Raw genomic sequence first — 22,516 nt, 5'->3', positions numbered from 1 at the left:
TTTCTCCCTATGCTGTTGATGATGGATTTACATCAATATCGCCACGGATTCAGCTGGCAGCAAAATGTTTTCGTTCTCTAACGCCACTCCCGTCTGCGAGGCCAGCACCAGTTGCTGCAACTGCAGATGCCGGTGATGGATGCGCTGTTCGGTACCGGCCAGATTACAGACAATAGTGACCGTTGATCGCTGTAACAGCAGCCAGCGGGCAGTTTCGTCAAAGTCAACGCGGATGTTGTCGAGGCAGTCGTCGGTCAGAGCGGGAATAGTCCGACGCAAACGAGCCAGCGCTTTGTGCCAGGCGAGCAGGCGGGTATGGGGCTGGTGCTCCTGTTCTTGCCAGTTCAGGCGGCAGCGCTTGAAGGTGTCTGGATCCTGGGGGTCGGGAACACTTTCGGCACCGGTGCTGGCAGCGCCGAAATCATTACGCCGGCCCTTCCGCACCTTTTCGGCAAGCAGCGGCTCCTGGTGGTCAGTGAAGTACTGAAAAGGCGTGCTCGCCGCCCACTCCTCCCCCTGAAACAGCAGGGGCACGAAAGGCGCGGTCATTACCAGCGCCGCGCCGATGTGAAGCAACCCCTCGGAGAGCAGCTGGGCACTGCGCTCGCCCTGGGGCCGGTTACCGATCTGGTCATGATTTTGCAGGAAGCCGACAAAGCGGCGCCCGGGAAGTCCGGTGGCGGGGCGGCCGTGTCGCTGCTGACGGTATTGGGAATAGCGGCCATCGTAGACCAGCGCGCTGGTAAGCGCCGTGGACACGTCGGCGAGGGCGCCAAAATCCTGGTAGTAGCCGCGTCTCTCACCGGTCAGCAGGGCATGGAGCGCATGGTGGAAATCCTCGTTCCACATGGCGTTCAGGCCAAAGCCGCCGGCTTCGGGAGGGCGAATCAGGCGCGGATCATTCAGATCGTTTTCGGCGATCAGCACCAGATGTCGCCCCAGCTGTGCTTCCAGAGCCTGCACGGCCCGCCGGAGTTGCTCCAGAAAGGGCATGGCCGAGGTGTCGACGATGGCGTGGACGGCGTCAAGTCGCAGGCCGTCAATATGGTAGTCCCGCAGCCACATCAGCGCATTGCCAATCAGGAAATCGCGCACCTGATCGCTGTTAGCCTGGTCCAGATTGACGGCCTCCCCCCAGGGGGTACTGTAGGCGCCGGTAAAGTAGGGGCCAAAGCGGGCCAGGTAATTACCGTCCGGGCCCAGGTGGTTATAAACCACATCCAGCAGTACCGCAAGGCCCTTGCGGTGGCAGGCATTTACCAGCCGCTTTAGGCCCTCGGGGCCGCCGTAGGCGTGGTGGGGGGCATAGAGATCGACGCCGTCATAGCCCCAGCCGCGGTCGCCGGGGAATTCCGCCACCGGCATCAGTTCGAGGTGGGTAATACCCAGATTGACCAGGTGATCCAGGCGCGCGATCGCACCATCGAAAGTGCCCGCGGGTGTAAAGGTGCCGATGTGGATTTCCTCAATGACCGCAGACGCCAGCGGCGGTGCCTGCCAGCCGCAATCGTTCCAGACAAAGCGCTCGTGGTCCACATGGCGGGACGGGCCATGTACGCCTTCAGGCTGCCAGGGGGAGCGGGGATCCGGGAAGGGCCCCTCGCCGTCCAGCAGGAAGGCGTAGTCTGTGCCGTGGTTGACGGTTGTTTCTGATTGCCACCAGCCGCTTTTGGCCGGCTGCAACGCACTGCGGGTGCCCGCGATCTCTGCCTCGACCTGGCGGGCGTTGGGCGCCCATACGTGAAGGCTCATGATTCGGGCTCCTCGCGGCTGAGCAGGGCTACGGGAAATCGGGTCAGCAGCCTGGCAACGGGAAGATTCCCGCCTTCGAGGGTCTCTCCCGTCAGCAGATTGTGCCAGTGACCGCCGGGCACCTGGATGTGCGTATCGTCCCAGTCTTCTCCGAGCCCGATGACCAGACGGGGCACTATTATCAGGGCGCTGTTTCCCCGTAAAAATGCGATGACATGGCTGGCCTTGCTGCCTGCTCCCGCAATAGCCTTGTAGTCGCCATTGGCACCGAATGCCTGTGGATGATTACGCCTTAAATGCAGAGCCTGGCGGATAAGCCAAAGCTTTGGCAGGCCCTGATGGGCGCGGGCCATGATCTGTTCGCAATCGAGATTCGGCAGTTCCGCCAGCAGGCTGGCGCGGGCGTCGAAATCCACGGGCCTTCGGTTATCCGGGTCCGTCAGGCTGTGCTCCCATAACTCGGCGCCCTGGTAGATATCCGGTACGCCCGGTGCGGTGCATTTGAGCAGGGTCTGAGCCAGGCTGTTAATCCGCCCGGCACTCTCCAGCGGTGCTAAAAATTGTTCCAGGTCGGCGCAGAAGTCTTCGTCTCCCAGTATTCCTGCGACGAAGTCCTGCACCGCCGCTTCGTAGTCCGCCTGCGGATGAGTCCAGGATGTATGCTTCTTGGCCTCGCGCACGGCCTTTTCCACATAGTGGCCCATGCGGACGCTATCGATAGGCCAGGCACCCATCAGTGTCTGGTAGATCAGGTATTCGGTGGCCGGGTCGGGAAGACCCTGGCGGCGATGCCGCCGATTGTGGTACGTCCAGCGGTGCACAGCCGCCCCCCAGCGCTCGGGGATCTCCGACAGCAACATCAGGCGGGCGCGGACATCTTCGCCCCGCTTGGCGTCGTGGGTGGCAGTCGCCAGCATGGCTCGGGGACGGCTGGCCAGAGCCTGCCGGCAGAATTGGTGAAACTCGGCCGGGGTCACGCCAAAATGGTTCGGGTCTCCGCCCACCTCGTTGAGGCTCACCAGGCGGAAATGCCGGTAGAAGGCAGTGTCTTCCATGCCCTTGGCCATGGTCGGCCCTGTCAATTGCTGAAAACGCAGGGCCAGTTCGGTTTCCTGGTCGCCGCTGTGTTGCAGCAAAAGCAGATCCTGCAGGAAGTCAAAAAGCTCCGGGTCCATTTCCGGTTGACGATTGCGGGCCTGTGCGACTGCGTCCAGAATGTAGCGTCGGTCTGTATCCGCTACATTCCCGTCCCCGCTCCTTACATAGGTGCGATACACAGGGAAGCAGGTGGCAACTGTCAGCAGCGCCCGATAGAGTTGATCCCGGGTGTAATCCCGGTGGCGGCGGTGCCGCTCACAGATGCCGGTAAAAAGTGACGCAAGCCGGTTCAGTTCGCTTGCCAGCGACTCCCGGAGTATCTGTTCCTTGCAGTCCAGAACCAGTTCAGGGAAGTTGACGGTGTCCTCAGTTACTTCCCCGAACAGTCGGGTCAAATGGTGTTCGCCCCGAGGGTCCACAAACAGACCGCCGACCAGGTTAAGAAAGTCGTACCCGGTGGTGCCAGCGATTGGCCAGTCGGCGGGCAGACTTTCACCTCGTCCGAGAATTTTTTCCGCCACGATCCAGGTATCCGGGCAGCTTTGTCGCAGGCGATGGAAATACGGACCGGGATTTCGCAGCCCGTCGGGATGGTCGATACGAAGGCCCTGCAGCTTACCCTGCTTTACCCAGGTGAGAGGCAGAGCATGTACTGCCTGAAACACTTCTTCATCTTCCATTCGCAGGCCGGCGAGTTCGTTGATATCGAAAAAACGCCGGTAACCCAGGTCGTGCCGGGCCGTGCGCCAGAAAGCCAGTCGGTAATTCTGGCTGTCGATCAGTTGGTCCAGCAGGTCCGGGTGAGTATTGTAGCGGGTTACCTCGGCATCGATATTGGCTGCGACATGCGGATCTTCGATATAGAGACGAGCAAGCAACTGTTTGAGTACCGACTCGTCGCGATAGCGGCGCTCCGCCAGCTTCGGATTGCGGATGTCGGGGCGGGGGAGGCGGCTGCATGATTCGGCGATAAAGCCCAGCAGTTCCGAGCCGGCTTTCGTTCCGGCTGCCCCGAGCAGCGTACCCAGACTCGAGGGGTCCAGAGGAAAAGAATGTTCGTGGTAATGGAGCGTGAATACGCCATTGCGCTGGTCCAGTTGCAGCTCCTGCGCTTCGAGGATCCGCCCGTAATGGTCGCCCAGTATCGGCAGCATGACTTTATTGGGCCAGCGCTGTTCGGACGCCATCCAGTCCACGTCGAAGAACCGGGCAAAGCGGCTGGAGGGGCCATTTTTCAGCACGTCCCACCACCAGGGATTCTGGTCCCCGGCAATGGCCATATGCTCGGGAACGATGTCCAGCACCTGATTCATGTTCCATTTTTCAAGCATGGAACACAGATGCAGGCGACCTGCTTCCCCTCCCAGATCCACGTCTACCCGGGTGGGGTCAGTTACGTCATAGCCGTGCTCGCTGCCCCTGACTGACTGAAGATAGGGCGAGAGATAGACGTGACTTATTCCAAGCCCGGCCAGGTAGGGTATGATCCGGGCGGCCTGCTTCAGTCCAAACTGGGGTCGGAGCTGCAGGCGATAGGTGGCAATAAGTTCGCGTGACATGGTTTTGAGTTACCGTATTATCTGTCGGTAGATATCCTCAACCAGCTCCATATTGTTGAGATGATTGCCCGGTATCTGCACCTTGGCCGCTGCCGCTGCCACGCCGTACTGATAGGCTTCTGGCAGCGATTTCCCCCGGTGCATCTGATAGACGAATCCCGAAACAAAACTGTCCCCGGCCCCGATATGGCTTGCCACCTTCACTCTTGGCGGGCGGACGTGGAGCTTGTCGCCATCGCGGCTGGCCAGCAGCGCGCCCTCTGCATCCAGGGTGACGATGAGCGCTTCGGCGATGCCGTCCGCCACCATGTCAGCCATGGCGGCGAGCATGCTCTGATAGTCATCCAGGCTGCCGGAATAACCGCTCTCGGCAAATTCTTCACCATTGAGTTTGGCCAGATAAACACCGGCTTTTAGTGGCGCAGCCAATGCCCTGCCGGAAGCGTCCAGTATTGTCCTGATGCCTTTTGCCTTCGCATCCGTGGCGATACGGCCATAAAAATCATCGGGTGCGCCCTCCGGCAGGCTGCCGCTGAGCACCAGGTAAGTGGGCGCCGGATCGAGGCTGCTGATGTAATCCAGGCAGTTTTGCCACTCGGTTTCGTCCAGCCGCTGTCCCGGAAATACCAGGTGGTACATTTTGCCCGTGGATGCGTCGGTAAGACCGATGTTCTGGCCGGTGTTGTCTGCGATGTCGAGGCACTGAACAGGCACCCCCTCTTCCTCCAGCAATTCTCGCACTTGCCTGCCGTTTGTGCCGCCGGCCGCGAAAACCGCCAACGCATCCACCCCCATGGCATGGAGATTGCGGGCAACATTGATACCGCCGCCGCCGGGCTCGCGAGCCAGTTCCCGGCACCGACTCTTGCCGTCGTCGACCAGCCGTTCAGTTTCGCAAAACAGGTCGATAGCGGGTTTCAGGCAGAGCGTAACGACAGTGTTGATATCATCGACCCCTTGACCGTCTCGTTGATAATCGGGAACTTGAAAGGGAAGTTCAGACACTTTCAGTTCCGGCTAAAACTTTCCGTAAACCTGTAACGGTAGGCGCCGTGAGTGACCAGATCCTGAAGCAGTTTCAGTACCAGCGCGGTTCCGGATTCGACAGCGCTGTTGTGCTGGCTCAGGTGCTCCCTCAGAGCCTTTTCGGTAGTGTGGCAAATCAGGGTTGGCGGATGCACCGGCTGATTGGCTATAAACAGGTGATTGCGCACGTCGTGCAATTCCTGGATACAATCTGCCGCCTCGGGGATATCGCCCAATACCAGGCGGACGCGGTTCCGGACTTCCTCCACTGAGTTGAATTGCCTGCAGTCGAGCAAAACCTCTAACTGATACATCACCAGCAACGCTGTCCTGGCGCTATACTCGTTGCGCTGCTCTGCTACCTTGAGAAGAGTGAACAGCGTCTTGTCGATACTTTTGATGGCGGTATAGGTCTGGCTGACTTCAGTGCCTTCGAGCCAGCTCCATACCCTCCCGAAAGCCAGCGTCTGGAGTTTTGGCCACTCGTTCTCAATGGAAGTTCTGAGGGCGCCGTAAAACATCTTTGCGTCAAAGTCCTGAGCCTCATAGCGATGGGCGTTTTCGCCCAGAAAGCGCGCATTGAGGATCTGAAAAGACCCCGGATGTGCAATATGAGCGGCTATTACCAGCTGCTGAATAAAGGCGGTTGCTACGTGGTAGCTTTCCTCCTCCGCCAGCTCCCGTTTTTTGCTGGCGATGGTAATGGTCAGCTCGCCCTCAATGGCCTTGCTGGCATCGTCAATATAGGCTTGCTGGTGATCGCTAAAAGAACCTGACTCGGCTTTTGCGTCTTCCAGCGCCGTTAGCAACGGCGCGGCAGCCAGGGTGACATCATAAGCACGGGCTTCGCCTCTGAGGCCGCTGCGGCTGATGAACGGTTTTTCAGGGGAAAAAGCGCTGATTTCCCGCCACAGCGCAATAATATCCCGGGTTTCGTTCTCATTTCCGGGCGGGATAGCGTTCCTTATTTGTAGTCGTATTGATACTGTTGATGTCATTGAGCGCTCCTTTTTTAAAATTCTGACCGGTAATCACGCTGTTTCCAGGGTTTTCAGGGCCTGCTTTACCATTTGGCTGGCATATCCAAATTCATTGTCGTACCAGGCGAAAACCTTGACCAGGTCACCGTCAACAACACGGGTGGAATGGATATCGACAATGGCAGCACGGGGGTCACCGATGGTATCCGATGACACGATGGGGTCTTCAGCGATGCCAAGCACTCCCTGATAGCGAGAGGTCCGTGCTTCCTGCCTGAATATATCGTTGATTTCTTCAGCTGAGGTTTTTCGGCCGGTTACCATTGTGAGATCGGAAATGGATCCGGTGGCGACTGGTACCCGGATGGCAGCACCATCGAAGTTGCCTTTGTGTTCGGGTAACACCTCGCCGGTGGCAGAGGCGGCGCCTGTGGTGGTGAGAATAATATTGAGCCCGGCGGTGCGGCCCCTCTCCATATTCTTGCCAGGCATGTCGACAATACCCTGGCTGGCAGTATAGGCATGAACCGTGGTGAGCATCGCTTTTTGCACGCCAAGATGACGGTGGAGGATTTCCACAACCGGAGCGATACAATTGGTTGTGCAACTGGCGGTCGAGAAACAGGCCGGCTTATCTTCATCAAGTTCATTGACACCATAAACCACCGATGGAATATCGCCGCCCTTACCCGGTGCCGACAGAATCACCCGCCTGGCTCCTGCCTTGATATGTTTTTCCAGATCGTCCCGGGTGCGAAAGGCACCGGTGCACTCGAGAACCAGATCAACCTCCAGGTCCCGCCAGGGCAGGGTTTGCGGATCGCTGTTTGCAAAAGCGCGGATGCGCTGGTCATCCACCTCGAGGTTTCCGTCGCTGGCCCGGACCTCCTTGTTATATCGGCCATAGACTGAATCGTAGCGCAGCAGGTAAACCAGATTGTCCAGCGGCGTCAGGTCGTTTACGGCCACCAGCTCCAGCTCGGGCTCGTCCATGACGATACGGAGCACCATGCGACCGATCCGGCCCAGACCATTGATTGCTATTTTTGTCATCGTTCTCTCCTCGGTGAACAGTTAATTCGGCTTTTCAGTCGGCCTCCAGGCGCCCACTTTGTGCGATTAACGTGCGATAGTCGGCGGCCAGATTCCGGGGCATATCGGCCCACTGGAAGCGCCAGGTCCAATTGCCTTTGCCGGTGCCTGGTATATTCATGCGGGCTTTCGAGTCCAGGCCCAGCAGGTCCTGCATGGGAATGATGGCCAGCCTGGCAGGCGAAGCCAGCGCGGCATCTATCAGGGCGGCCGGCATCGCCTGTGTTGGCTGCTCCAGGCCATTGAGCACGGCGGCCCTGTGCTCTTTGGATAACGACAGCCACCATCCCAATGTTGTGTTGTTGTCGTGGGTTCCGGTGTAAACCACCGTGTCCGGTGTGTGGTGTTCCAGACGATGGGGGTTGTCTGCATCCCCCTCAAACGCGAACTGCAATACCCGCATGCCGGGAAAGCCCAGAACCTCGCGCAGCGCGGTCACTTCCCGGGTGATGCTGCCGAGGTCCTCTGCGACCAGTTGCAGGGGGCCCAGAGCGGAGAGTACGGCATCGAACAACGCTCGGGCGGGCCCTGGCGTCCAGTGTCCATGCTCGGCAGTGGCTGCATCTGCCGGCACCTCCCAGCAGGATTCAAAGCCGCGAAAGTGGTCAATGCGCAGGATGCTGAACAGTATGCTCTGAACGCGAAAGCGTTCGATCCACCAGCTGTAGCCGTCTTTAGCCATCCGATCCCAGCAGTACAGGGGGTTGCCCCAGAGCTGGCCTGTGTCGCTAAAGGCGTCTGGCGGCACCCCGGCCTGGGCCAGTTGGTGGCCATCGTCAGCTATGGTGAAATAGTCGCGCCAGCACCAGACATCGGCGCTATCGGTAGCCACATAGATTGGTAAATCCCCGAACAGCTCAATACCACTGCGTTTGGCATAGGCCGATAATCGTGACCACTGGTCAAAGAACAGAAATTGCCCGAAGTACTCCTGTTGCAGCGCGTCCTCATGGTCCGAACGGGCGGCGTCGAGAGCCCCTTGTTCCCGACGTCGCAGCGCGGTAGGCCAGCGATACCAGGGCCGGCTGCGCTGTTGCCGCCGCAGGACCCGGAACAGGGCATAATCCGGCAGCCAGCCGACGTGATTTTGCAGAAACTGCTCGAATCGGCTTCTGTCGTCCTGGCTGGCGTCACTCTGGAAGGTATGCCAGGCATGTTCCACCAACTTCTGCCGGCTGGTATCTTTATTACACTCGACTTTCGCAGTCGCTGGCAGCAGCCCGTCTTCACGAAGCAACTGCGGGCTGATCAGGCCGGTGTGGCCGGCAAAACTGGACTGGGCATTATAGGGCGACAGATCGTCCTTGGCAGGTCCTACCGGCAAAGTCTGCCAGGTGGAAAAACCGGCATCAGCCAGGAAATCCACAAAGCGGTAGGCATCAGGTCCCAAATCGCCCCGCTCACCGGCTCCCGGAAGCGAGGTTATATGCAGAAGAACGCCGGCGCGTCTGTCCTTTAGCCAGCTTTGCTGCGCGCTCATTCCGCCCCCCGGCGCATAGTGCCTCCGGCTTCGGGCTGTCCAGAGCCGTGGCTGATTGCGTTATTCAGGTTGTCTGGCGGTGTTTGTTCCAGCAATTCGTAGAGCGCAATGAGTTGGCGGCGATAGAGGGCGTCGAATTCCGTCACAGCCTCGGAGGGGTTGTAATCCCCGAACCACCAGAACCAGTCGGAACCTTCGCACACCGCCAGTTGCCGTTCGATAGCCGTGCGCCGTTCTTCGTCATCTATTTCGGGAAGCGTTTTGTCGGTGGCAGACTTGGCCTGGCAGAGCAGGTCCCAGGCCCGGTTTTTATCGGGGTCGCCGACCCAGGTATCGAAGTTGCCATGGACCCAGCTGCCGGCCACCATTTGGGGCAGCTCATCGACCTGTCCTTCAAGCTCTTTCACGCAGTCGCGAAAATGCATGAGGCGTAAGTCGGGGCAGTTTACAAGGTCTTTGTACAGCTGCCGGAGAAAGTGAAATCCGTTCTGGGCGTAGTGTTCCCAGGGATTTTCACCATCGAGAATGATGCTGATCACCCGCCCCGGGCGAGCCTCCTTGTTGCCGGCAATCGTGCGCAGGTGATGAATCAGGTCTGCAACCGCATCTCCGGCGTGCCAGTTCTGGTAGCTGAAGCCGATCAGGTCGGACAGACCATCATCCCGAAAAAAACACAGTGGCCCGCCAGCCGGGAGTCGCCGCGGACGATGCAGGTCATCGCCAGTGGGCTCTGGCTTCTTAAGGCTGTGGTGGAGCACTCCCTGACCGGTGGCTGTCCAGTGAAAGCCGGCCTCTCCAATCAGTGCCACCGTGCGCTCCGACAGCCCCCCCTCCGAGGGCCAGCAGCCGTCAGGCTCGCGACCAAAAAAATCCCTGGAGGCCGCGCGCGCCCGCCCGAGTTGCCAAATGGCCCGCTCCTCGCCGCCGGGATAGCAAGACGAATCCGGCAACTCGGCTCCGGGCTGGGCTTCCCGGGCGGATTTCAGGTCCAACAGCAACGGCAACATCGGGTGAGTATAGGGGCTTGCGCTCAGCTCGATGGTGCCCTGTTCCGCCAACAGCCGATAGCGCTCTATCAGAGTACCCACCAGCTTGCTGATCAGCGCCAGCAATGCATGTCGATCCTCCAGTGAATAGTTACCCTCCTGCTCCATCAGTTCGGCCACCAGGGGCTCGTCGCGCCTTACTGTCTCGCCGGTCCAGGCCAGGTGATACCACACCAGCAAATCCGCCAGTTGGGTGTCGGACAGATAGCTGGGGCCAGGTTCGGTTTCCAGGGCAGCGCGGGTCATGGTGACCAGACTGTTGAACGCGGGCAGGGGTTCGATCATGTGCGCCTGGTTAGCATGCAGACATCGGGTGAGCAGGTCGCGGCGCTGCTGCAAGTCCTGCGGCAGTTGCTCTGCAGTCAGGGCATCCAGCAGTGGGTCGCCGATGGCGTTGCCGTTATCCAGGAAGGCCTGCAGCCGATCGGCGTAGTCCTGGATCTGCTCCAGCAGTACCGGAGGGAAATTGATCACGACCCGTGTGCCCTCTGGCGCTTCTTCCAGGTGAGCAGCCATGTCGGTATAGTCTTTTATGGTGTGCAGATAGACCCAGGGTGAAAGGTATTCGCCACTGCCGGGGTCGCAGTAGTTCGGCTGGTGCATGTGCCAGCACAATACCACCCGAAACGGTTGATCAGACATTGCCGCGCTCTCTTTCACGTCCGCCACCCCTGTTCACCGATCAACGGCACAAACCTGACACCGGCGAGTTCCTCGATCATCAGCGCCACGATGTAAGGCTGGGAGATTGTCTGCCCCTCAGCTATGGGCAGGGGGGAGTCCTGGTAGGCGACGTCAGCCATGCCAGGGCCGACAAAGGCATCCCTCGGGACAGCCGTCATGGCATCGAGTACCCGTCTGTCCTGAATGCCACGTTGTTTCAACAGATTCAGCAATGCTCGCTTATGGTGGCTTAGGTCGGTATCCACAATCGGCCTCCCCCTTGCATTTTTTGAGCGCAGATCTAACAACTGAGATCAAGTGTGGCAGCAATCTTTAAAGTGAAGTTGATGGTAATCAACTCGCCAATGAACGGTTGCGCATAAGGTTGGGTTGTGATGAAGGTTAATACAGTCCGGCAACCTAAATGATGATCACGGGGAGGAGAAAAATGTTCAGCAGGATACTTTGTCCACTAGATGGTTCTGATCATTCCCAGCGGGCACTGGAGGTTGCGATCAGCCTGGCAAAGAGCTATGGCTCGTCGCTGGTTCTTGTGCACGCGCTCCTTCGCAGCGCTGATTCGAAGATGCTGCAGCGGTTCGCTGAAATCGAGGGGTTGTCAAAGCACGTCGAAGCAGAGGTGATATCAAAGCAGATTGGCGAGGAACGTCTCGGCCTCAACCTTGGCCCCGCTTATAAAGATACCGCGGTGTCGTCACGGCCCCTCATCGAAATTGGTCAGCATATCCTTGATGGTGCGAAGCAGGATGCTACGCAACAGGGCGTAAAGAATGTCGAAACAACGGTGGTCGACGGGGATGCTGCGGATCTCATCCTGCGCTGCATTGACGAGCAGGATATCGACTGTGTAGTCATGGGTTCTCGGGGACTGAGCGTCGTCAAAGGTGTGTTTATGGGAAGCGTATCGCATAAGGTCATGAATCGGGCGCCGTGCACCTGCATAGCAGTTAAGTAGCAGTCCGGGCGCTGGATAAGGCAGCCGTTTCCGTCAGCTGCCGAGCTTGTTATTGCTTGCCGGCTCTGGACGGATGTTCAATCAGGTTCCGAAACTCGTCGCCGTCAATGCGCCTTACCTCCTTCTCCCTGGCCTCGTCCAGTTTGCTCCCGGGATTCTCGCCGACCACGACGAAATCAGTCTCACCGCTGACGCTGGAGGTGGCCCGCCCTCCGAGGGTTTCGACCCGCTCCTCGGCCTCGTCGCGGGTGAAGCCTTGCAGCGAGCCGGTGAAGACAAACGTCTTGCCTTTCAGAGGTTGTCCGTGCCTGTCAGGCATCGGCTGCACCTGAACCCCCGCGTCGCGCAGGCGTTTGAGTACATCGCGATTCCGGCGATCGGCGAAGAAATCCGCCGTTGACTCCGCAGTCTCTTTACCGATATCCGGAATTTTCTCGATGCGCTGCCGGTCCGCGGCGGCCAGTTTGTCCAGGGAACGGAACTCGTCGGCCAACTGGCCAGCCACACGGCGCCCCACCCGTCGTATACCGAGCGCATAGAGAAACCGGTCCAGACGCGGCTTCTTTGTGCCCTGGATGGCGTCGCGAAGCTGCTTCGCCGAGTGCTGCGCAAAGCCGTCCAGCACTTCAATGTCGCTGACGGTCAGGTCATAAAGATCGGCGAGATCATGCACCAGGCCATGCTCCACCAGCCGGGCCGCGGTCTGCTCGCCGAGGTAGTCAATATCCATTGCGTCGCGCGATGCATAATGTTGTAGGCGGGTCGACAACTGAGCGGGGCAGGAAAGGCCGGCGGTACACAGGTAGTAAGCTCCCTCCCGTCGGACCTTCGAGCTGCAGACCGGGCAGTGAGCCGGCATGGCAAAGGGGTCCGAACGCTTTCTGCCCTGTTGTTTGATGCGGCTTTCGATTTCCGGGATGACGTCGCCCGCGCGGATGACACGGACGCGGTCGCCGACCCGGATATCCTTGCGGTGCACCTCGCCAGCATTGTGCAGGGTGGCGCGGCTGACCGTGACTCCGCCAACGTCCACCGGTTGCAGCAGCGCCACGGGTGTCAGAATACCTGTACGCCCGACCTGAACGACAATATCCGCGACTCTGGTGGTTTCCTCGGACGGCTGGAACTTCCACGCGATTGCCCAGCGTGGGCTGCGGTGCCGGCTACCCAGTTGGTCGCGTAGATCGTGATTATCGATCTTGATAACGATGCCGTCGATCTCGTAGTCCAGCTCGTCGCGGCGTTCGGCAAGATCCTGGTGGTAAGCCCGAATGTCATCCAATGAGCTGGCTGAATCGTTCAGAGGGCTGGTCTTGAGCCCCCAACGGGACAGCTGTTTCAGGACCTCACGGTGCGTGGATGGCAACTGGCCGTCAATTGCCAGTATCTCGTAGAAGAAAATATCGAGGGGCTTGTCGGCGACCTTGCGTGATTCCAGCTGCCGGACCATCCCGGCCGCGGCGTTCCGGGGATTGGCAAACGGGTCCTGGCCCCGCTCCACCCGCTGCCTGTTCAAGGCGACGAATCCCTCCCTGGGCATATAAACTTCGGCGCGCACCGTCACCTTGTCCGGCACCCCGTCAGTATCCTGCAGGGAAAGCGGTAATGTGCGTATGGTCTTGAGATTGTGGGAAATGTCCTCGCCGATCTCACCATCACCGCGGGTGGCACCGAGTTGGAAGTTTCCGTTCTGGTAAATAATCTCGACCGACAGTCCGTCAAACTTCGGCTCCAGGCAGCAGTGGACAGATTTTGTTGCCGACTTGCCGCGCGCGGCTGCCAGAAAGGACTCGACGTCCCCGGGCTCGAGCGTTGCCTGAAGGCTCTGCAGTGGCGCGGTGTGCCGAACCTTTCGCAATTTGCTGACGGGTGGTGCGCCGACACGGACTGTCGGTGAATCATCTGATTTCAGGCCGGGAAAGGCTGACTCCAGATCTTCCAGGCGCTTGAACAATTTGTCATAGACGGCATCTGAGACTTCCGGCGCGTTTTCAATGTAGTAAAGGTAATCGTGGTAATTGATATCTTTACGCAGGGCGCGCACCTCTTCTTCGGCCTCTTTCCTTGAGAGATCGTCAATATTCCGGCCAGTGTTCATGATCAACTCCTGCCTGCCTTTTTGGTAGCCCATGGAAACCAGGTACATTCAATCTAGCACAGGGCTGAGAGCGGACTTGACGAAAAACAACCGGGCCTTGATCGCGCAGCCCGCTGAACTGCTTATCTCCATCTGATCCGAACCAGTAGTAATGCGCGTCGGCAATAGTTGATCGTTTAGTTGATCACGGTCAACATGCATGAATGTTAACCGGGCAAAATTCACCAGAGGCATTGTGGCTAGTGTCCGATCTGGTTAATTCGTTGACCTACTGCTTGCCGCTCGGGTCTCTGGCCGAGGCGCCAGCGCGCAGGTGTGGTGGTTCCACATCAGGGGCTCAGTAGATCAGCGAATTAACCAGATGGGACACTAGTGAGAGCAGCAATTGCAGAGGAGAGTATGCCTAAACCTTTGGTTCTGATCGTGCGGGATGGCTGGGGATATAACCCGAATCCGGAACATAGTCGGTTCAACGCAGTGCTCCGGGCAAGGACACCTCGCCAGGATGCGTTGCTGGATGCCTATCCCTGGACTCTGATAAAAGCATCCGGAGAGGCTGTCGGATTACCTGATGGCACCATCGGCAATAGCGAAGTTGGCCACCAGAACCTCGGCGCGGGTCGGGTGGTGCTCCAGGATTCCGTGCGGATAAGCCGTGCCATCGCTAGCGGGGACTTCTTTAATAATGAAGCGCTGTGCCGGGCGATCGACAATGCCAGCACATCCGACCGCTACCTGCACGTGATGGGAATTGCTTCCGATGCCGGAGTACATGGACTGCTGGAGCATTTATACAGCGTTCTGGAGCTGGCAGCGCAGGCCGGTAACAAAAAGGTTGCCCTGCATCTTTTTACGGATGGTCGGGATACCGGGCCTTTCACCGGCCGGGAGTTTTTGCGTCAGATCGAGGCGCGATGCCGCGACATCGGTATTGGCCGCATAGCGACCGTTTGCGGACGCTTTTATGCCCTTGATCGCGATAACCGGTGGGAACGGGTGCAACGGGCCTACGACGCACTGACCGGCCGCGGTGATCGCCCGCGTGAGCTGACGCGGGCCTTTATGCAGCCCGATTTTGGTGTGTCCTCCTCTACCTCTGCAGACAATGAGTTTGATCGGGGAAAGAAACTCGACCTGACTTTTGTGTGCATGACGGCTTACGACGAAAGCTTCAGTAACTTTCCGGGGCTTTATGTTGCGTTCCCCAAACCCGAAAGCAATACCGATATAGCCGGGCAATATCTTTCGCGCCTCGGCAAGACCCAGCTCCGTGCCGCGGAATCGGAGAAGTTCGCCCATGTAACTTTTTTCTTTAACGATTACAGAGATGAGCCTTTTGAGGGTGAGCACCGCTGGATAACCCAGTCGCCCGCTGTGGATACCTATGACCAGCAACCCGGCATGAAGGCGTCAGAGGTTCGGGATCAGGTGTTGTCCCGGCTGCAGGATGATGATTGTGAAGACTTTATCCTGGTTAATTTTGCCAATCCGGACATGGTGGGCCATACCGGAAACTTGGAGGCAACGGTTGCGGCAGTAGAGGCCGTCGATGAATGTGTCGGCACCATAGTAGACGCGACCCTCGGGTGTGGCGGCAAACTTGTCATAACGGCCGATCACGGTAATGCCGAGCAGATGTGGGATCCCGAAACTGAAAGCCCGCATACAGCCCACACTCTCTATGACGTGGAGTGCATCATTGTCGACGATGAACTGGCCCGCGGCTCGACAACCCTGCGAGATAAGGCCGGCTTTCCGATGTATTTCCCACCTGCCTGCAGTTGATGGGCCTGGAGCAGCCCGAGTCGATGACCAGCAAAAGCCTGCTCCAATGATCGTCCCACGGAAACCACCTAATTAAGGAGATGGATAGCTGATGAATAAAGAAGGCCGCTCTGAGTCAAGCGAGGAGTCCGGAACAGAAAAGTGGTTTTCCGAGACTACCACAGCGGTGCTTGATGCATTCCAAAGCGACCCCGACAGCGGTTTGAATCAGGAGGAGGTCGACCGCAAGCGGGAGAAGTACGGAGAAAACCGCTTGCCACCGCCTTCGCGCCGTTCGCCGCTCAAGCGTTTTTTCACCCAGTTCAACAATCTCTTCATTTACCTGCTTCTGATCGCCGGAGTTGCTACCGCCTTTTTGGGGAAGTGGCTGGACAGCGGGGTTATTTTCGGGGTGGTCGTGATCATCGCCGTTATCGGATTCATCCAGGAGGGTAAGGCAGAGCGTGCGCTGGAGAGTGTCCGTGGCATGCTGTCGCGGAAAGCGGTCGTCCGCCGCGCCGGCCAGCGCCGGGAGATTGCCGCCGAAGAGCTGGTGCCCGGGGATATTGTTATTCTCGACGCCGGTGATCGTGTGCCAGCCGATCTGCGATTACTCAGAAGCAGGAGTCTGGAAATTCAGGAGGCCGCGCTGACCGGAGAATCGACAGCGGTGGGGAAACAGAGTGACCCGGTCGAGGAGGGTGCCGAGCTGGGTGATCGCCTGAGTATGGCTTACTCGAGCACCGTGGTGACTTCGGGGCAGGGGACAGGCATCGTTGTGGCAACCGGCGATGCCACCGAGATAGGCCGTATCAGCGGCATGCTTTCAGAGGTAGAGCAACTCAAGACGCCGCTGACGGTGCGGCTTGACCTCTTCGCCAAGCAACTGAGCGTGGTGATCGTTGTCATTGCACTGCTCACTTTCAGCGTGGGAACCATTGGCTGGGGGCGGGAGTGGAGCGAAATGTTCTTCGCCGCCGTCTCCATTGCCGTTGCTGCTATCCCTTCGGGTCTGCCGGCAGTGATGACGGTAACCCTTGCAATTGGTGTGGAAAGAATGGCCCGGCGCAATGCCATTATCCGGCGTTTGCCGGCGGTGGAAACCCTGGGGGGCGTGACAACCATCTGTGCCGACAAGACCGGCACACTGACCCGCAACGAGATGACTGCGAAGACCGTGCGCACGGTCGACAAGGACATCCAGGTCGAAGGGGTGGGCTACGAACCGAAGGGGCGTTTCCTGGATGATGGTGCAACCATCGATGTCGGAGAACTGGACGATGTATCCGGGATGCTGCGCGCCGGGCTGCTATGCAACGACGCCAGTGTCAGGCAGCAGGAGCAGGAATGGAAAACTGAGGGTGACCCGACAGAAGTCGCGTTGATTGTTCTGGCCCGTAAAGCCGGCTTTGATCCGGACCGGGAAAACAGCGACTGGCGACGGATAGATGCCATACCCTTTTCATCCGAAAGACGTTATATGGCAACCCTGAATCGCGATAGCGATGGCAATCACCATATCTATGTGAAGGGTGCGCCTGAACACGTTTTCGAGATGTGTACGGGGGAATGGAAGGACGGAGGCATTGCCGAGTTCGATATCGACGCATGGGACCAGCGCGCCGAAGACATCGCCGCCCGCGGCCAGCGCTTGCTGGCGGTTGCCCGCAAGGAAACCGGTGCAAAGGGCGAACTGGAGGAAAAGGAGGCAGAGCAGGATCTGGTTCTGCTTGGCCTGTTCGGCATGGTTGATCCCCCCCGTGAAGAAGCGATTCGCTCGGTCGAAATCTGTCACCGCGCCGGCATCGGGGTCAAGATGATAACCGGCGATCATGTCACCACCGCAGGGGCGGTGGCACGAGAACTGCACCTGAACAACGTTGAAAACGCTCTCAGGGGCCGCGACATTGAAGAATTCAGTGACGACGAGTTGGAGCGACAGGTAAGGAAGGTGGACGTGTTTGCGCGGGCCAGTCCCGAGCACAAATTACGGCTCGTTAAGGCCCTCCAGAAACATCACGAAGTAGTAGCGATGACGGGAGACGGCGTTAATGACGCTCCTGCCCTGAAACGTTCGAACGTGGGCATTGCCATGGGCCAGAAAGGCACAGAAGCCTCGCGTGAGGCCTCGGATATGGTATTGGCTGATGACAACTTTGCCTCCATCGAGCGTGCGATCGAGGAAGGCCGCAAGGTTTACGATAATCTTCGCAAAGCGATCCTGTTCCTGCTCCCCACCAATGCCGGCGAGGCACTCATTATCGTTACCGCGGTAATGCTTGGCATGCTGACACCGATATCGCCCGTGCAGATTCTCTGGATCAACATGGTGACGGCGGTTTCGCTCGGTATCGCGTTTGCCTGGGAGAAGGCCGAAGGCAACCTGATGCAGCGTCCGCCCCGTAATACCGAGGAACCCCTTCTCACAGGATTCACTATCTGGCGGATTGCTTTTGTGGGAAGTCTGCTGCTGCTGGGGGCGGGTGGCCTGTTTCTGCAGGAACAGGCCCGTGGTGTATCCACCGTTGATTTCGCCCGCACGATGGCGGTCAATGCCCTGGTGATGGGAGAGATCTTCTATCTCCTTAATTCCCGTTTTTTCACGCGCTCGTCCATTTCCTGGCAGGGTCTGGTGGGCAACAGGGCAGTGCTGCTGGCCATTGTCGCCTGTATTGGACTGCAGATTTTCTTCACCCACGTCCCTTTCATGAACCTGCTGTTTGAATCCGCGCCGTTGGATGCCGGCGCCTGGGCCCGTTGCGTCGCCGTGGGTCTGGCAGTGTTTTTCCTGGTCGAAATCGAAAAATTCCTGTTTCGCAGATGGTCAACGCCGGGGGGCCGTGAAAGCAACAAACCCTGAGTTTCGGGACAGTCGGGCTAGAGAGGATGGTGGAGTGATCAAATTACATGAAAACAGCAGCTCTGCTGAGCACCCACAGGTTCTGCTGGACCTGGCGAACACCGGTGCCGTGATATTCGACCTCGATGGCGTGATTACTGACACCCGTTGCGCCCACGAGGCCGCGTGGAAGCGACTTTTTGATGAATACCTTGAAGAGCATGGGGCGCAACCGCAGTCCGGTTTTGCGCCATTCAGCCATGAGGATTACAGCAAATATCTCGACGGCAAGCCAAGATATGACGGTGTCCATGATTTTCTTGCCTCCAGGGACATCCAGCTGCCCTGGGGTGATCCCGGCGACAGCCCGAAGCAGGAAACGGTTTGCGGTCTTGGTAATCGCAAGAACCGGTTTTTCAGCGAATGGCTTGAAACCAATCGTGTCGACACCTTTCCCGATGCCCTGGATCTGTTAGCAAGACTGAACCGGGCGAATATCGGGACCGCGGTTATTTCCGCGAGCAGGAACTGCAAAGCCGTACTCGCCAATGCCGGGATCTCAGACCTGTTCCAGGTAAAAGTGGATGGCGTCGACATGGCCGAGCTGGGGCTGCCGGGCAAACCTGATCCCGCAATTTTTCTGCAGGCCACCGAGCGGCTGGGCCTTCGCCCAGAACGCGCGGCCGTCATTGAAGATGCCCTGGCTGGAGTGGAGGCTGCGGCTCGTGGCGGTTTTGCGCTGGTTGTCGGCGTAAACCGGGAGGGATCCGACCACGGCGACGGGTTGCGAAAAAGCGGGGCGAATGTTGTAACCGACACACTGGATCTGCTGCTGGAGGATGGGGAACGAAGCGTGCCTGCTGCGGCCATGGCGGAAATACCCTCGGTGTGGAAATCCTGCGAAGAAATAAAACAGCGCTTGAAGGGCAAGCGCATAGCTCTGTTCCTGGATTATGACGGAACCCTGACCCCGATCGTCGAAGACTATCGCAAGGCCGAACTGAGCGGCCAGATGCGGGACATCATCGGAAAACTTGCCCGCACCTGCACCGTGGCCGTTATCAGCGGTCGCGATCTTGAAAATGTCCGCAAGCTGGTAGGGCTTGACCAGATCTTCTATGCCGGCAGTCATGGTTTCGACATTGCCGGCCCCCACGGCTGGCATGAGGAACTTCAGCAGGGAAAAAAATTCCTGGCCGACCTGGATTCCGCTGAAGCTGGCTTGACCGAAGGCCTCCGGAATATTGACGGTGCCGCCGTCGAGCGCAAGAAATTCTCCATCGCGGTCCATTTCCGGCAGGTTCCAGATGAGGAACTGCCGGAAATGGAAAAAATTGTGGCCAGGGTGCTTGCTGACCATTCCCGGTTGCAGAGATCCTCCGGCAAAAAAGTTTTTGATGTGAAGCCTCGTGCCGACTGGCACAAAGGAAAGGCCCTGCTCTGGTTACTGGAAAAATTCGACCCGGGAGAAGGTGCCGGAATGGTGCCGATCTATATAGGCGACGACACCACGGACGAAGATGCATTCCGGGTCCTCAGGCATGGAAAAGCAGGCGATGGCGGCATTGGAATAGTCGTGCGGGATGACAGCAAGCGGGAAACGATGGCTCATTATGCGCTGGAAGGCACTGATGATGTGGCGGATTTCCTGAGCTGGCTGGACACAATCACTGCGCCAGGAGATAAAGCATGAGCGATGACGGGTGGCTGCTTGAGTACCAGGGATACGAGCCTGAGCATGAGGGGCTTCGCGAGACATTGTGCGCGCTTGGTAATGGTTATTTCTGCACCCGGGGCGCGGCGCCCGATGTGACAGCGGATAAAATTCATTATCCGGGGACCTATCTTGCTGGTGGCTACAACCGGCTCACCACCTCAATTGAAGGCCGCGAAATCGAGAATGAGGATCTGGTCAACATCCCCAACTGGCTTGTCCTGATGATTCGTGTCGACAACGGACCCTGGCTGAATCCGGCCCGGATGGCTTTTCTGGATTATCGCCAAGTGCTTGATCTTCGAAGGGGAGTGTTGACCCGCATACGGCGTTTCCGCGACGACCAGGGCCGCACCACAAAGATCGAGGAGCGGCGTTTTGTCAGCATGGCGGAGCAACACCTGGCGGGACTTGAGGTAAAAGTCACAGCGGAAGACTGGTCGGGCTGTCTGACGCTGCGTTCGGCCCTGGATGGGACGGTCACAAATGCGGGGGTGGCCCGTTATCAACGCCTGGAAGGGCAGCATCTGGAATCCCTGGACACGGGCGTGCTGGGGGATGAGATCATCTGGCTGAGAAGTCGAACCGTGCAATCCCGGATCGAGATAGCGCAGGCCGCGAGAACCTGCCTTTATCATAACGGTAAGGCCGTTAATCCGGACCGTTCCGCGGACGTTCACGAGGGTCTGACGGCGCACGAGGCTTCCATCGATGTCGAAGCGGGAGATACCGTCAGAGTAGAGAAAATTGCGGCGATCTTTTCCTCCCGGGACAAGGGCATCTCCGAACCGCTGCTTGCGGCCCACAATGAACTCCACCTGGCTGCTGACTTCAACGCGCTTCTCGCCGCTCATGAAGAAGCCTGGAAGCACCTGTGGGAGCTGTTCGAGCTGGAGATCGATAGCGATGGCGGCGTCAGCCTCTCGATGAAACTGCGGCTCCACATGTTTCACCTGTTGCAGACCGTAACGCGCCATACCGATGACCTGGATGTCGGTGTGCCTCCCCGGGGCTGGAACGGTGAGGCCTACCGTGCCCATATCATGTGGGATGAATTGTTCATTTTCCCCCTTCTTATCACGCATGCCCCCGGCCGATGCCGCGCGCTTCTGCAGTATCGCTATCGCCGATTGCCGGCCGCCAGAAGTCTGGCCCGGGAAGCCGGGTTTGGTGGCGCGATGTTCCCCTGGCAGAGCGGCAGTAACGGACAGGAAGAAAGCCAGGTTCTGCACCTCAATCCCAAATCGGGGCGATGGATTCCGGATAACAGCAACCGCCAGCGGCATGTCAACTCCGCCATTGCCTACAATCTCTGGCACTACTACGAGGTGAGTGGCGATTGTGAATTCATGGAGGAATACGGCGCCGAAATGCTGATCGAGATCGCTCGCTTCTGGGCCAGCATCGCCTCCTGGAACGCAGAGCGGGGACGCTATGATATCTGCGACATCATGGGGCCGGATGAGTACCACACGGCCTATCCGGGCGCCGACCCTTCGACAGAGGGAGGGCTGGATAATAATACTTACACCAATGTGATGGCGGCGTGGGTCCTCACTCGCGCCTGTCAGGTGCTGGATATTCTGGCTCCGGGTCGTGCGCGCCAGCTTCGCGAAGAACTGGGGATCACCGACGGCGAGATTGAACGGTGGCAGGATGTCAGCCGCAATCTGTTCATTTCTTTCAACGAAGGGGGAATCGTCAATCAGTTCGAAGGCTACGAAGACCTGGAGGAGTATGACTGGAGCGGCGCCCGGGACAAATACGGTGATATCCACCGGCTCGACCGTATCCTTGAGTCCGAAGGCGACGACACCAATCGCTATAAGGCTTCGAAACAGGCCGATGTCCTGATGCTGTTCTACCTGTTCACGGCGGACGAGCTGCAGCACATTTTTGCCCAGCTTGGCTATCCGTTTGACCCCCATACCATACCGAAAAATGTGGATTATTATCTCCACAGAACCTCCCACGGTTCGACCCTGAGCTGGGTTGTGCACTCATGGGTGCTCGCGCGATCGGACCGGCAGCATTCGTGGCAATTGTTCCAGAATGCGCTGAATAGTGACATCAGCGATATACAGGGAGGCACGACGCCGGAGGGCATCCACCTGGGGGCGATGTCCGGTACCGTTGATCTGATTCAGCGCTGCTATCTGGGCCTTGAAGTTCAGGGCAATGTACTTTTTTTGAACCCCATCTTGCCGGAGGAAATCCACCGGCTGAAAACAGGCTTGTGGTACAGGCGCCAGAACCTGGATATCGAAGTGACCAAAGACGTATTGCGGGTCAGCAGTCGGCAACTTACAGCAGCCCCCATCACCATCGCCTACCGGGGCGTTTTTCATGCCGTCAGCCCCGGCTCATGTCTGCAGTTCCGGCTTATCAGAGCCAGGACGTGACCAGTGCGACAATCGTAACGGGATGAC

At 58.4% G+C, this 22,516-nt stretch carries 13 protein-coding genes and 1 pseudogene; 5 read left to right on the top strand and 9 right to left on the bottom strand.

Annotated elements, in window-relative coordinates:
* Positions 1–27: 27 nt before the first annotated feature.
* Genes treZ through VJ956_RS00105 form a run of 8 tightly spaced genes read right to left on the bottom strand, consistent with a single transcriptional unit; the run spans position 28 to position 10,962 of the window.
* Entirely contained in the window at positions 28–1,752 is a 1,725-nt protein-coding gene (treZ, locus tag VJ956_RS00140) for a malto-oligosyltrehalose trehalohydrolase (RefSeq protein WP_324080390.1), read from the bottom strand.
* Positions 1,749–4,409: a malto-oligosyltrehalose synthase gene (gene treY, locus VJ956_RS00135; protein WP_324080389.1), complete on the bottom strand. Its 2,661-nt coding sequence runs from the start codon at positions 4,407–4,409 to the stop codon at positions 1,749–1,751. Before treY ends, treZ begins: the two co-directional genes overlap by 4 nt.
* 9 nt (positions 4,410–4,418) lie before the next feature.
* Positions 4,419–5,414, bottom strand: a complete 996-nt coding sequence (locus tag VJ956_RS00130; RefSeq protein ID WP_324080388.1) for a 1-phosphofructokinase family hexose kinase — start codon at positions 5,412–5,414, stop codon at positions 4,419–4,421.
* A gap of 2 nt (positions 5,415–5,416) precedes the next feature.
* Positions 5,417–6,433, bottom strand: coding sequence for a hypothetical protein (locus VJ956_RS00125; protein WP_324080386.1), 1,017 nt, complete (start codon positions 6,431–6,433; stop codon positions 5,417–5,419).
* Between the two features lie 33 nt (positions 6,434–6,466).
* Positions 6,467–7,468 (bottom strand): type I glyceraldehyde-3-phosphate dehydrogenase, encoded by a 1,002-nt coding sequence (gene gap, locus VJ956_RS00120; RefSeq protein ID WP_324080385.1) that lies wholly within the window; start codon positions 7,466–7,468, stop codon positions 6,467–6,469.
* 34 nt (positions 7,469–7,502) lie between these two features.
* On the bottom strand, positions 7,503–8,987 hold the full coding sequence (malQ, locus tag VJ956_RS00115) for a 4-alpha-glucanotransferase (RefSeq protein ID WP_324080383.1): 1,485 nt from the start codon (positions 8,985–8,987) through the stop codon (positions 7,503–7,505).
* Entirely contained in the window at positions 8,984–10,675 is a 1,692-nt protein-coding gene (locus VJ956_RS00110) for a glycoside hydrolase family 57 protein (protein ID WP_324080382.1), read from the bottom strand. Before VJ956_RS00110 ends, malQ begins: the two co-directional genes overlap by 4 nt.
* A gap of 14 nt (positions 10,676–10,689) precedes the next feature.
* Complete coding sequence (locus tag VJ956_RS00105) at positions 10,690–10,962, bottom strand: hypothetical protein (protein WP_324080380.1); 273 nt, start codon at positions 10,960–10,962, stop codon at positions 10,690–10,692.
* A 158-nt stretch (positions 10,963–11,120) separates the two neighbouring features.
* Between VJ956_RS00105 and VJ956_RS00100 the strand changes: the two genes are divergently transcribed.
* Positions 11,121–11,672, top strand: a complete 552-nt coding sequence (locus VJ956_RS00100) for a universal stress protein (RefSeq protein WP_324080379.1) — start codon at positions 11,121–11,123, stop codon at positions 11,670–11,672.
* 49 nt (positions 11,673–11,721) lie between these two features.
* On the opposite strand, the gene ligA is transcribed toward VJ956_RS00100, so the two are convergent.
* Positions 11,722–13,770, bottom strand: coding sequence for an NAD-dependent DNA ligase LigA (ligA, locus tag VJ956_RS00095; protein ID WP_324080377.1), 2,049 nt, complete (start codon positions 13,768–13,770; stop codon positions 11,722–11,724).
* 399 nt (positions 13,771–14,169) lie between these two features.
* Between ligA and VJ956_RS00090 the strand changes: the two are divergent.
* The 4 genes and pseudogenes from VJ956_RS00090 to VJ956_RS00075 all read left to right on the top strand — a co-directional run bounded on the left by VJ956_RS00090 (position 14,170) and on the right by VJ956_RS00075 (position 22,489).
* A pseudogene (locus VJ956_RS00090) lies at positions 14,170–15,605 on the top strand (2,3-bisphosphoglycerate-independent phosphoglycerate mutase).
* Positions 15,606–15,646: 41 nt separating this feature from the next.
* A complete protein-coding gene (locus tag VJ956_RS00085; protein WP_324080375.1) occupies positions 15,647–18,394 on the top strand; it encodes a cation-transporting P-type ATPase in 2,748 nt (915 codons plus the stop codon).
* A 34-nt stretch (positions 18,395–18,428) separates the two neighbouring features.
* Positions 18,429–20,066: a trehalose-phosphatase gene (gene otsB / locus VJ956_RS00080; RefSeq protein ID WP_324080373.1), complete on the top strand. Its 1,638-nt coding sequence runs from the start codon at positions 18,429–18,431 to the stop codon at positions 20,064–20,066.
* Positions 20,063–22,489 carry a glycoside hydrolase family 65 protein gene (locus VJ956_RS00075; RefSeq protein ID WP_324080372.1) on the top strand — a complete coding sequence of 809 codons (2,427 nt, stop codon included), beginning with the start codon at positions 20,063–20,065 and terminating at the stop codon, positions 22,487–22,489. Before otsB ends, VJ956_RS00075 begins: the two co-directional genes overlap by 4 nt.
* The last annotated feature ends 27 nt before the right edge of the window (positions 22,490–22,516 follow it).

It is taken from the genome of Marinobacter sp. (assembly GCF_035268745.1).
GTDB lineage: Bacteria > Pseudomonadota > Gammaproteobacteria > Pseudomonadales > Oleiphilaceae > Marinobacter.
Note: the sequence above shows the minus strand (reverse complement) of the source record. Positions and strands in the feature narration are given on the sequence as shown.